A 12,505-nucleotide genomic window follows, 5' to 3' on the forward strand; every position below is an offset into this window, starting at 1 on the left:
TTTTTATACCTCCTTGTATTTAACGTGAATATTAAAATTCAATCGATTGTAATCTAATTCTTGTTCATATAGATCTTTAACATTATTAATTGAAAGCATTTGGATTAAAGGTCCATTCACCCCAATATTTCTACCTAAAAAACTAATAATCTTGTCTTTTACTAGCTTAAATAACGTCTGAACCTCTTTGTATGAAGGATGCAAAATGTCTAAAACATAAATTCCTTCTACATCAGTTGAAGGTCCATTTAAATTGATTGGATAATTCACATCATCCCTGTAATAAGTCATAAATGGTCCTTCTTCACCTTCAATAGCGTGAATTGGATAGATGTTTCCGTTTAGTTCCGGGATATTGCTTAATTCAAAATATAATGCTTCTTCAAATGTCATAAAATTTTATCCACCTCAGTAAGCATTGTTCTAATAATTATTTGTTTAGCTTCGCCTTGCTTTGAATCGTTGGAACCACGTAAATAGTTATAACCTGGAATATACCTTCCTCTTGACCCATTAGGACCGCGACTAAAAAATCCGTATTCTTGAGATGCTGGATAATATGCTCGTTTACCACTTTTACTTATCTTTACAAAGAAACGGTTAAATCTCCTATCCATTACTACTTGAAATACTTTTTTACCTTTAGTCCTCGTTTTTTCAGGCCTTAAAATGATTCCTTTTTTAAGATTTCCAATTTCTACAGGTGTGTTCTTTTTAGCTTGTTTAAATACAACATTCGCACCCTTACGAGCTGATTTAGTGACTATTTTTTGAGGTATTTTCTCCAGTTGTCCCAGCGTTTGTTCTAATTGCCTATATCCTTCGATTTCAACCATTACTTCTTCACCTTCTTACAGTACCAAAGTAATTCTTTCTTCAAATCTTCCGGATCACTTACACTTATTACTTCATAAGTGTCATTTCCATGAACTATCCTCATGGTTTTATTCATTCCTGAATAGAAATAGGTACGAAATTTCACTTCGACACTATTTTGAGTCTGATTAGCAGCATAAAACTCTTTACCTATCAGAAATTCTTTAGATGCCCAAACTGTGCGGACATCATTCCATACATTAACAGTTTGACCTGTAGAATCTCTTCCCGACGGTGGAGATTGAATTGTGATTTTATTATTCATACGGCCTATCCTCATGGTGCCACCGTATTATATTTCAGTTGAAATAGAATTTCTTTTAATGAAAATGCTAGTTTATCGGCCTTTCCGACAACTTCGCGATTTAAATACCAGTGATTCACTAGTAATTTACAAGCTAGTTTATAAAGTTCACTTTCTTTATCAACATTTTTGTTAGATGATCCAACTACAAATAAATCAGCAGCTATTACTAAACTATTAATATCTGAATCATCATCATTAAAATCAATTCTTAAGAACGATTTTGCTTCATTTAGTGTTAGCATCTTTTGTCACCTTCTCTTTAGGTGATGCTTTAGGCTTAACTTCTTCTTTGCTAGTTTCTTCTTCAACAGATTCGGCTTTTTCTTCTTCTGTTGGAGTTTCTTGTGTTTCTCCCTCAACAGATTCAGTTTTGTCCTCTTCTATTGGTTCTTCTTTATGAACGATAACCTTTTCTTCTGGTGGGACAAATATATCTGCAATATCATTAGTTACCCACGCTTCTGCTACATCATCCCTTACATCGATGATATCTCCAGGTACATATGAAAATTCACTACCAGCCATACTGACTTTCATTTTTACTTTTGGCAATAGCCTACACCTCCAATTATAATAAAGAGCGCCACTAGGACGCTCTATCTAAAAATTTATTAAGTTGCTGAGTTAGCGTAATATTTAACTGCTGCAGTATCAGTTAAAACTGAGTCATGTCGGCTGAATGCTACGAATCCAACTTGTCCTGAATCGATAAACTTCTCACCCATACGGAAGATAGAAAGATCCATAACATCACGAATGATGAAAGTAGATAAGTCACCGAAAAGAAGGGACTTAGCATTAGCTGCCATTGTAGGCATATCTTGATTAATTGTGTAATTGTAGTTAAGGATTTTATCTGGCTGACCTTGAACTAATCCTGGCTGCCATAATGGATTGCCTTGAGAATCTTTTAATTTTCGAATTGCTTTTAATGAGTTGTCATTAAGCATAAATTCGCATAATCCTGACTCGCGGTAAGCTGGATCTACAGAGTGAATTAAATCGATTAAATCATCGTAAATAATTGATGTAGTTTGTCCAGTAGTACCTGTTTTACCTAATGTTGCATTTGTTAATACACCTGTAGGTTGACCAGAACCAGTACCTACTGTGAAATGTGTATTTGTGATTCGACCGATACGAGTCGCAATAATTTTACGAATATACGCCTCGATATCAAATGCTGAATCTTGTAATAGTTCAATAGGAATTAAGAATACTTTTGATGTATATTTGTAAGCTCCTAGATTTAATTGACTGAATACTGCATCAGTCGCATTACCTGCAGCTGTATTTTCACCAACGATCGCCCCTACGTTTGCAGTATCATCTACTTTTGGAATCGGTAATGTATTACCTGTGGTTGTACGAAGAATTGTAGATTTTACTTTACGCATACCACCGAATGCTTTTAAAGATTCAATTAATGAATTATAAAAACCTTGTGGCACTGTGAATCCACCAGCTGAACCAGTTACTGCTGAAAGTGCACGACCTTCAAGTTGTGCTCTACCTTTTCCAAGAATTGAGCGTTCTTCGTTATTTAATTCAGCCATACCAGATATTAAGAATTTGTTAAATGCTGAACGGTATTCTTCACGATGAGTAAATGGTACATTTTCTTGTGAATCAGTACGTTGTTCGCCACCTACTAAACCTGCACCTGAAGAATCGCGGTACTCGTTATTCTCTTGCTCAAGTTGATATTGACGTTCATGGCGTTCGATATCTTTCGTTAAAGTATCAATTTCTGTATTCATACGATCATAAGCTATATCATCTTCAGCAGTAAAACCGCCTCTTTTTTCTGCATCATCAATTAATTGTCTTGATTCAGCGACAACTTTTGCTCGTTTTTGTCTTAATTCAATAATTTTCTTCATATTGACTCTCCCTTATCTATTTTTATTGTTTTTCTGATAAATTAAGCTTCTTACGCATTAAATCTATCTTTTTTGAAAAATCATCGTAGCTTGGATTTCTTGAACGTTGGAATGCCTCGAAAACATCTTCCATTGACCTAACTCCAGCTTCCGATTGAGGATATGCCGGGAAAATAACAGGACTTACTTCATAAAGTTTTGCTTTTTTAATGGTCCTTAAAGCGATTTCATTTGTTTCATCCCATTCTTCTACTTCTGGAACAAAAGTGAATGATGAGCCAGTAACATCTCCACGTTGGACGGTTTCAACGTACTTGTCAGCCCATGAAGGCATTGTAATTTCATACCTTAAGCCAATGTCATCCTCCTCTAATAAGAGTGTCCCGGAAGTAGAACGACCTAATATTTCGTTCCAATCATGATTCCAGGCTGCGATCACATCACCATTTATGGCATCAAAAAAAGCGCCTTTTTCGAAGCGCTCCTCAAATTTGTAGTAATATCCAATTGTATTGGAACGTTCTCCCCATTTCACTGCATAGCCGAAAATCTTACTAGGTTCAACATCACTATTGTTCGCCCGAATCTCCGGCGCTAGTGTCAGACTTCGTTTTTCTTTGTTTTCCATCTCCTCCACCTCCTTTCGGTGCTTGGTCGATTGGATTTATTACTGCATTTACAGCAACCATGGCACTATTCACCAATAATTTATCTGCAGCTTCATCATCACTTGGGTTATCCCCTTCAGCTTCTCTCCACTCATTAGCAGTAATTACACCGTTTTGACGTTTAATTTGCAGAACTTCATTCCTCGTTTTTGAGTCACCTCGAAGAATAGAGTTTACATTAAATTCGATAATGATTTTGTCCATTTCAAAGTCTGATAGGCATTTAAAACGAATTGCTTGTTCAATTCTTTCGAGCCATGGTCTAATACAGTTTTGAACAAACTCTAAAGACTGTTGCTCCATGCTTGCAAAAGAAGCTTTTTCTAAATCACCAATCATGTGAGGTGGAACGCGATAAATTTGAGCTATTTCACGCTTTTGAAATGATCTACTCTCAAGAAATTGACTATCTTCTGGAGCAAGTCCAAGTTGATGATATTTCATCCCTTCTTCAAGAATTGCAATTCTATGACTATTAGTTAATCCTTGATGCATTTCATTCCATGAACTTCTAAGATTATCTTGTGCTGTTTCAGATAAGTTACCAGGATGTTCAATAACTCCACCAGGTTTTGCACCGTTCCCAAAATACCTTGCACCATATTCTTCTAGAGAAAGAGTTAATCCTAATGTTTCTCTCATTAATTGAATCGGACTGTATCCTTGACGACCATCATATCCTAACCCTGCAATATGCAGCACTTTCTCAAATGGTAAAACCACTTGCTCATTAGTTGTAGGAATAATAGTCCAATAACAGAGTTTTAAACTCTTAGGATTTCGTTCTAAAGTTGTTTGGTCTGGCAATAGAGGCCATAACTCAACAATTTTTCCATTGCCATCTCTTATAATTTCAGCATAAGCATTCCCGTAAGATAGCAAATGGTGAACCATAGTTTCCCAAAAATTAAAAGCTGGTATTTCTGTATTAGGCTTATGATGTACAACAGGCCAAAGTGGATGTTTTACTGCTATTTCTTTACTACCGTTAGCACTTTTCTTATAGACTCTGCACTCTAACGAAGCAATGGTTTCAGCAATAATTCTTTGACATGCATAAACAGTGGCCTGTTGCATCGCTCTAAATTCATTAACTGATTGACCTGAAGCAGTTTTTCCTCCAGTCCATAGATCATAAAGCCAACTACCACTTGTTGCTTGAGATAAGGGTAAATCTCTTTTTTCAAATAAACTTGTAAGGAAGCCCATTATTTTTTATTCACCCCCTTCCTAGCACCCATTACAGCTACTCCCATGCAAAGCAATCCGCACAATAAAAACATCACTGCAGGACTCACTAAATAAGTACCTACTGAAAAACTTAAAAAGCCAAATATTCCAATGTAATCATTTCTATCCATGTTCTCACCTACCTTATAACGAAACAAATCCTCTTCCTTCATAAACGCTTGGTAATGGTAAACCTCTCATCGCTCGAGCATATGCATTGATTAGAGAAGCGATTGGGTCAATTTTATCTGCACTTCGCTTTTTATCTAATTTAAAGTTACCGTTCGAATCCATAATTGTAACTGCATTAGACACAGCCCAAGTCAATAATCCATCACCTTGATGTACTGCATTACCTTTATAAACCTGTATTCTCCAATCTGCAGTAGGTTCAGCTAGAACTTTTAAATATTGAGGGATAATGACACATGTAAAACCTTTTTTCTCCATATTTATCGCAAACTGCGAAGCATTCCACTCGTCATAACATAATTCAATAACATCAAGACTGTATTCTTTCACCCTATCCACTATGAACTTCTCAACATCCTCTTGATCAATAACTGCACCAGGAATAATTGTTAAATATCCATTTTCTACGAATAAATCAAAACGAATATCTTGAATTGCCATTCTCTGTTTATATTTATCTTCCGGAATAAAAGAGTGGTGAACTGCAGCAAACTTTCCGTCTAGTCGTCCCATAAAGGTAACACTAGTTAAGTCTTCTTTTGCAGATAAATCGACCCCAATAAATACTTTGGTATTTCTAAAGTCTTCCAAACCAAATTTAGCTTCACATAGGTTCCACTTGCTCAATTCCATGTATCCATTTTCTTTCTTATCTAACCAAATGTTCATGTTCTTTGTCATGAATCCGCGCATTTTTTCCGGTTGCTCTAGTGCTACCTTTATATCAGAACGCAGTGAATCTAATCCTTCTTCATAAGTACCTACGATCGGATTTGCCTTTATCCAATTTCGTTCATCCTTAATGTCGTCACCTTCATCAAGTTCACAAATTAGAGCGAAATAATCATCATTTTCTACTACAGTATTATCAGGATCTAACACTTTAGTTACATACTGATATTCCTTGAAACACGGTCTAGATAAGTCAAAGCCTGCTGTTGTGATTACTACCATTAGAGGACTTTTACGAGCAACCATTCCTGATAGAATGACATCATAAATTTCAGATGTTTCGTGAGCATGATATTCATCGACAATTCCTACAGATGGGTTTTTTCCATCTCCCAATTTTCTAGTTTCTTTTGAAAGTGGCTGGATAATCGAGTTAGTTTTAGTTCTGGTTACTTTTCCATATGAGTCTTTGTAGGTGCTTTTAAGAATATCGGCGTTCCTTATCTGGTCTAAAACGGCATTATATACTTCATCTGATTGTTCCTTAGACCAACCAGTTATATATACCCTGTGTTTCTCATCGCTTAAGAATGTTTCATAGGTTGCAATTAAAGCTAATAGCTGTGATTTAGCATTTTTACGTGCTAACTGGATATAAACTTTACGAAATCGTCTAGATCCATTTTTCTTATTGATAAAGCAAAATATATTAGCAACGATAAACAATTGAAAATCCGTTAAGATAATCGGTTGTCCTGCTAATATACCTTCAGAGTGTTTAAATTCTTTAGCCCACTCATTAAAATCCTCAAGAATATCTACATCAAAAGTAAAAGGACAATCATCATCTTGTATACGATTTATGTCCTTAATAAAACGTTGCGCTGCCCAAATGTGCTTTTTACAAGTAACTAATTCACCCGAAACAATTTTATTGGCATAATCCCAAACTCTTTCGATTGGAGTCATAGGCGATCACCAAATCTCTTTTGTGAAGCAGTCTTTTCTTTAGCTTCATTATTTTTAGGAATAACAAGCTTACATCTAGAAGAAATGGTTAATCCAAGGTCCATTGCTGATTGTCTAGATTGCTTGAAGAATTTATCTTGATGAGCTATAAGTGTTTCAAATTTTTGACTTAATGGATCTAAATTAATTAACTGATTTGAGATTTTAACGTACATGTTTTTAGCAATTAAAAAACGAGCTAATGCATCAACATCAAGATTTGTCATAATCCCGATTTGCATTAACTCGTCAGCTATTTTTTTAAATTCTCTTTTTAAATTGCTCGGAAGGTAAGCAGGTGGTTTGACCTTATCAGACGGGGCTTTAACCTCTGTTGCTTTCCGTTCCTCAATCTCTTTTTTTGTTAAATTCTTATTTCCTTTAATCAAAAGTAAGTCGATTGGTTGTCTTTGCCCTGCCACGCATGCTCACCTCCTTCTGAAAAAACCCGTGGGGAATTTTTTGTGTGTCTGTGTGGATACAGGGTATTATAGCCGCGAGTCCTAGCTTTTTTGATACCCCTACCCCTTGTCCGAATACCATTTATCTCGGGCAAGCTATCTTTTGGTACAAGCCATACTAAAGCGATTAGAATATGGCACATACCGTCAACCATTCTTGTGATCTACCTTGTTATGGCATGAATGACACAAAGCCTCAAGGTTATTCTTATCTAATCTCTTAGACCAATCCACTTTTATTTCTACAATATGATGGACCACATCAGCCAAGGTTATCTTATCTTCACGTATACATTGCTGGCATAGTCCAAGGTCTCTTCTCATTACTGAGTCTCTTACCTTCTTCCATAAGCTAGAGACATAGAATGATTTGCTTCTTTGGTCACGTTTGTGTTGATCGTATCGTTTAGCACGTTCGTTGTTATGTAGATCTTTAATGTACTGGTGCTTATCGCAATATGAATTACGTGTTAAGTTATGGCAGCCATGTTTATTGCATGGTCTTAATGGTTTGTTAGCCATTGTTATTCAACTCCATATAAAAAAGCACTCACCTAAGTGAATGCTTTTCTCTAATTAATGGCCACCACCACCACCTGGATCTTTCATTATTTAAACCGCCTTCCTTAATTTTTCCCAAGTTGTCACTAACTTCTTATCACTAATATCGTAGGATTTAATCATTAAGGTAATTCCATTGTCATTTATTTCTTTAATAAATGAATTACCTGTTTCCCAAAGCCAACTATGAATATTTGTAGTTGATAAGCCACAAGGAGCATTTGCAATTGCTGTACCAGACACTCTTAATTCAAGTACATTGATATCTCCTTTGTAAAAAACAACCAATTAATAATCACCATTAAATATTCCTTTATATGCAAGATATATATTATTGGAATAATCAGGTTTTGGTGGTTGTAGGTTTTGGTGGTTGTAGTTTTTGGTTTTCTTTCAAAAGCTTTTCTTGACATCTCTGTCTCTAACGATAGCTTGTAGTTGAGGAGTCATCCCTCTCATATCATATCTAAAACCCATCTTTCCTTACCTCCTATGTCGATACATTTCGACAAAAAGGAAGTTGTTTCCTTTTCAAAGCTCCATTTCTTCTTGGGTATATATCTCTATTCATTCCCATTATTTCTTTCCAGTTTATGAGGTATCATCCTTTTCTTAGGTGATCTAATCTAAAAAACTTATTTTTTTGTTCTATAGATAAGTGATCCGCAATCTTCATAAGCACAACTCTTTGGACAAAATTAATAAGCATCCTTCTAGGGATGCTTATTAGCTATATCAATTCTTCAATTAAATTCTTTTCTTCTTCGATATATTTATCTATTAACTGCCAAATAGCCATTTCATTATTTTGAGTTGATGTAATAAATAATCGAAATTCATCTTTACTTCCTTCTTTTTCTAAAAACGAGGCACATTTAAAAATAACGTCGTTTAAATTATCCCTTAATTCTTCGGAAAAATTATTTTCATTATCCAAATTAATCCAAATAAATACTTTATGATTTAGTAGTTCTAATTTAACATTCTTTTTTTCATTAATATTAAGTTCTTCTTTTGTTTTTCTAACTAAATGCAAAACCTTTGTTATGTGATCCATTAAATCACTTTGCATTCTTCTCTTTTCTGATAACAATATAGTGATTGTCCGATCTTTTCTCTTGTTAATTGTATCTCTATATGCATTATAAAAAAGTATAAATAATGAACAAAAAGAAATAATTAAAGTGCAAATATTTAACCAGATCATTTTCTCCCTCCTTATTGACAACTTCATATTATCAAATAAGCAAAATGAGAACCATCTTTATTTTCAACAAAAGGAGATTTATTCCTTATAAACCAGATCTATTAGAAATAAGGAGAGAAAGGGGAAACCATCCCTAATAGATTCAGTTTACAAAGAATAAAAAAAGAAGCCCTTACTCAAGGACTTCTCTTTCGCAAGTACAGATTATTCAGTTGTCAAAGAACCAGTAAATAGCAAAAGAGGATTTATAAATTCTCTTTAATACAAATTTAACACATTATAAAGCAAATGTTCTGCCGTGTTTCTGCCATTTATCTGCCAAATTTCTGCCACAAATTATTTTATTTTTCACCCAATCATTTAATCGTCAACGATAATTTTTCAAATAGTTTTAATTATTTTACAGAATTCTTATATTTTGAGAAATACATGTCTTTTGAAAGAAAATCAAATTCATTTTTTGACAACTTAAACATTGATTTGTCCGAAATAATTAATCTTTCTTTTCTATCTTCTCGTACTCCTTGATTATTTAATGTAGATAAACTGGTACCAAAGAGCTTTACTGCTGAAATATTCGAAAAATTCCCTTTCAACGCCCTTTCTATGTCACTAATAGAAGTTTCAAAAGTTGAATGTGGAACTTTTAAAAATACTACTCCACCATTTGGTAATTGCTTATTTGCTTTTTTCAGAACTGATTTTATGTTTTTTAATTCATAATTTTGCTCTGGAAATTTTATTATATACCTAGTTTTTAATTTCCCGCCAATATCATCATTAAATAAATCTTTTTTTGATACTTCTCTACTTTCCAAAACACTATTAACTGTATTATTTTCAAGTATTTTTTGAATTGGGATCTTCAAATATCTATCTTTTGATCTTATTTTATATTTTCCATCTACTGAAATATAATCAAAAACATTAAATTTCGATTCTACTTCTTTACAAATTAGACTAATGTCTTCATATCTACTCACTTCAAACTCTATTAAAATAGCTTTACCCTCAAGCACCTTTAATTTACTCAATTTATCAATTAGTAATTGTGTAAAAATCTGGTTTCTTTTAAAAATTTCATTTTCAATTGTTTTATTTTTAATTTCTACTTCAATAAGCCTATCATCTATTTTAAATTTTAGATCATTTGAATTTCCCTGCTTTGGTTTCTTAAATTCAACCTTTGCATCATTTAATTCTAGCATGGTTCCTACTTCAAGCTCCCATATAATGTCGTGAAATTGTTTGGAATCTCTAAGGCGCATTTGAATTTCTTTTAAGTTTGCTAGTTTGTTATAATTAAATCTCAATAAAGATCCTGCGTTGTTCAAAATGTGATAGTATTCTCCCAAAACAATATCATCATTCTTTTCAATCTCCGCTCGTCGTATCAGATAATCTAACTCGTACTTATAATGAACAAAAGGATGATATAAATCATAATGATTTCCTCTTTCCTTCAAAAAAGATTTTCTTTCTACATTTGCAATTTGTTCCTCAATCCAATCATTTCCGATAAAACTTCCTAAAAACTCAATATTTTCTTTGTTCATTCATTTAACTCCTGACATAAAACAAATTTATAAAAAATATATTTTTCAGACTTTAAAAACATTAATTATTAATATTTAGAGAGTAGGAAAGCTATTTATACAAAAGCAAATTATATAGTTAGAGTGTTTCACTCTTAGAAAAAAAAATGAAATATTAGTATTATTAATTTAATTTTACCACAAACTTTTTCAAAGACTCTATTAATTAAAATTGTTAAGAATTAATACTAAAATATAATTCTATAGACAACATTTCTAGAACATTCTTAATTTCAATCTAATAAATAATAAACTACTACTTATAAGATAATCCGAAAAATTGGAAAAACATGTTAAAATTATGTAAAAGGGGGAATATAATTGCTAAGATGTATAAATGCAAACAAAGATACTTTTATTGCATCAACTTGTGTAGAAGAATCTATACGTAAACTATCGAGAGAACGTGGTCTTTTCTGTCCAAACTGTGAAAATAATGTAGTTTTTAAAAAAGGAGAAAAAGTCAGAGCTCATTTTGCTCATTATAAATCTGATTGTGTAGTAACTAATTACGAATCAGAAACCTATTCCCACATAAAAGGTAAAGAGATATTGTTTAATTGGCTAATAAAGAACTTTCCTACAGCTGAGATTGAATACGAGGTTTATATAGCAGAAACTAGACAAATAGCAGATATTTATGTGGAGCATACTGAAGCAGAATTAAAAGGTATTCGCTGGGCAATTGAATTTCAGCATAGTCCACTTTCCAGTAAAGAATGGAAGCAAAGACACGAACTATATCAATCAGCAGGTATTCAGGATTTTTGGATTTTAGATAAAGCTAAATATATGAAGTTTTCAACCGCAAAAGGAATTGAGAATGCTCGTCTAAGAAAAGACTTAGAAACAGAAATTTTTAAAGAAACAGGTCTATGTTATTTTTTAGATTTAGAACATTCCGAGATAACCATTGATTTTGAATTTACCTCATCTTACGAAAGAAGAATAGTAAATAGATTGGAGGTAAAAACTGAATATATTTACCATAATCCAATAAAACATTCCTGCCATATTAATAAAGTCAACATTAAAGTAAATAAAGAATTTTTGTACGGAGTTTTTGTTTGTAATGAATTGGAAGACCGTATGAAAAGTAAGTTGAGCAGTATCTTGCATACACTGAAACGAAAAGAACAGAAAAGATTAGAAGAGGAATTAAAAATACGAGCAATTGAAAAAAGAAAATTTGCAGAAGAGAAATACGGTGAAGATTTAACTAATATTATTTGGGAATTCATGAGGGAAAACAAAGAGGAACTCGCTGAAGATATTAGAAACCTTAGAAATCATGAATTCTTTGATAAATATGATAAACTTATCAAAAATTTGTTTTCTTTATTAAGTGAATTCAAGAGCTGGAAAGAAGAAAATGACTTATTAAATAAATTCCTAACAACAATCAACTATGAAACTGATTTTTACAAATTAAATTTCCTTGTTGAACAGAACTCTAGTACTTTACAAAAATATTTAATAGATAAAGATAGAAAGAAGTTTGAATTAGTGGAGTATGTATATAAAAAACATCGAGATGTATTGGAAAAGCTTACAACATATAGAACAAAATATGTTTACAAAAAATTAGAAGGAATAAAGTCTTCTTTAAAGCCATGGGAAGATAATCCAAGCGTTATTGATTACGCCCTCCGGTATCGCTACCTTAAATCAAAAGAAGAAATTGATGAATGCATTGAACAAATAAACAGCAAAATAATTATTAAAAAACCAACTTCTTTAGTTTTGGACCCAATGGATTTGGAATAATTCAAACTATATAATTCTGTCAACCACCTTTCGCAAATTTAGTGCCAAAGGTGGTTTTTAATTAACAATACTTTTTAT

General features: G+C 32.9%; 16 protein-coding genes. 1 reads left to right on the forward strand and 15 read right to left on the reverse strand.

All coding sequences use genetic code 11. The annotated features are described in order from the left end of the window. Positions 1-3: 3 nt before the first annotated feature. From BM319_RS05285 to BM319_RS05355, 15 genes are all read right to left on the reverse strand, one after another. Positions 4-393 (reverse strand): hypothetical protein, encoded by a 390-nt coding sequence (locus tag BM319_RS05285; RefSeq protein WP_091021497.1) that lies wholly within the window; start codon positions 391-393, stop codon positions 4-6. After that, positions 390-836 (reverse strand): HK97 gp10 family phage protein, encoded by a 447-nt coding sequence (locus BM319_RS05290; RefSeq protein ID WP_091021499.1) that lies wholly within the window; start codon positions 834-836, stop codon positions 390-392. The genes BM319_RS05285 and BM319_RS05290 overlap by 4 nt, the downstream gene beginning before the upstream one ends. Beyond that, positions 836-1,156: a phage head closure protein gene (locus BM319_RS05295; protein ID WP_091021501.1), complete on the reverse strand. Its 321-nt coding sequence runs from the start codon at positions 1,154-1,156 to the stop codon at positions 836-838. Before BM319_RS05295 ends, BM319_RS05290 begins: the two co-directional genes overlap by 1 nt. Next, positions 1,153-1,425, reverse strand: a complete 273-nt coding sequence (locus BM319_RS05300; protein ID WP_091021503.1) for a head-tail connector protein — start codon at positions 1,423-1,425, stop codon at positions 1,153-1,155. The genes BM319_RS05295 and BM319_RS05300 overlap by 4 nt, the downstream gene beginning before the upstream one ends. Then, entirely contained in the window at positions 1,409-1,735 is a 327-nt protein-coding gene (locus tag BM319_RS05305; RefSeq protein ID WP_091021505.1) for a hypothetical protein, read from the reverse strand. Before BM319_RS05305 ends, BM319_RS05300 begins: the two co-directional genes overlap by 17 nt. 59 nt (positions 1,736-1,794) lie before the next feature. Next, complete coding sequence (locus tag BM319_RS05310; protein WP_091021507.1) at positions 1,795-3,066, reverse strand: phage major capsid protein; 1,272 nt, start codon at positions 3,064-3,066, stop codon at positions 1,795-1,797. A 22-nt stretch (positions 3,067-3,088) separates the two neighbouring features. After that, positions 3,089-3,694, reverse strand: a complete 606-nt coding sequence (locus tag BM319_RS05315; protein WP_091021509.1) for an HK97 family phage prohead protease — start codon at positions 3,692-3,694, stop codon at positions 3,089-3,091. After that, on the reverse strand, positions 3,636-4,943 hold the full coding sequence (locus BM319_RS05320; protein WP_091021511.1) for a phage portal protein: 1,308 nt from the start codon (positions 4,941-4,943) through the stop codon (positions 3,636-3,638). The genes BM319_RS05315 and BM319_RS05320 overlap by 59 nt, the downstream gene beginning before the upstream one ends. After that, positions 4,943-5,095 carry a hypothetical protein gene (locus tag BM319_RS24575; protein WP_175495555.1) on the reverse strand — a complete coding sequence of 51 codons (153 nt, stop codon included), beginning with the start codon at positions 5,093-5,095 and terminating at the stop codon, positions 4,943-4,945. Before BM319_RS24575 ends, BM319_RS05320 begins: the two co-directional genes overlap by 1 nt. 13 nt (positions 5,096-5,108) lie before the next feature. Beyond that, entirely contained in the window at positions 5,109-6,797 is a 1,689-nt protein-coding gene (locus BM319_RS05330) for a terminase large subunit (protein ID WP_091021515.1), read from the reverse strand. Next, positions 6,794-7,258 (reverse strand): phage terminase small subunit P27 family, encoded by a 465-nt coding sequence (locus BM319_RS05335; RefSeq protein ID WP_091021518.1) that lies wholly within the window; start codon positions 7,256-7,258, stop codon positions 6,794-6,796. The genes BM319_RS05330 and BM319_RS05335 overlap by 4 nt, the downstream gene beginning before the upstream one ends. 186 nt (positions 7,259-7,444) lie before the next feature. Further along, positions 7,445-7,819, reverse strand: coding sequence for an HNH endonuclease (locus BM319_RS05340; protein WP_091021521.1), 375 nt, complete (start codon positions 7,817-7,819; stop codon positions 7,445-7,447). Between the two features lie 90 nt (positions 7,820-7,909). Further along, on the reverse strand, positions 7,910-8,146 hold the full coding sequence (locus BM319_RS05345) for a hypothetical protein (RefSeq protein ID WP_091021523.1): 237 nt from the start codon (positions 8,144-8,146) through the stop codon (positions 7,910-7,912). Between the two features lie 442 nt (positions 8,147-8,588). After that, positions 8,589-9,065, reverse strand: coding sequence for a hypothetical protein (locus tag BM319_RS05350; protein WP_091021525.1), 477 nt, complete (start codon positions 9,063-9,065; stop codon positions 8,589-8,591). Positions 9,066-9,460: 395 nt separating this feature from the next. Beyond that, positions 9,461-10,621 carry a hypothetical protein gene (locus BM319_RS05355; protein WP_091021527.1) on the reverse strand — a complete coding sequence of 387 codons (1,161 nt, stop codon included), beginning with the start codon at positions 10,619-10,621 and terminating at the stop codon, positions 9,461-9,463. Between the two features lie 360 nt (positions 10,622-10,981). Here BM319_RS05355 and BM319_RS05360 point away from each other — a divergent pair, with 360 nt between their 5' ends. Next, positions 10,982-12,427 carry a competence protein CoiA gene (locus tag BM319_RS05360; protein ID WP_091021529.1) on the forward strand — a complete coding sequence of 482 codons (1,446 nt, stop codon included), beginning with the start codon at positions 10,982-10,984 and terminating at the stop codon, positions 12,425-12,427. The last annotated feature ends 78 nt before the right edge of the window (positions 12,428-12,505 follow it).

Origin of the sequence: Bacillus sp. UNCCL81 (assembly GCF_900112535.1) — a bacterium.
In the GTDB taxonomy this organism is placed as follows: Bacteria; Bacillota; Bacilli; order Bacillales; family Bacillaceae_G; genus Gottfriedia; species Gottfriedia luciferensis_B.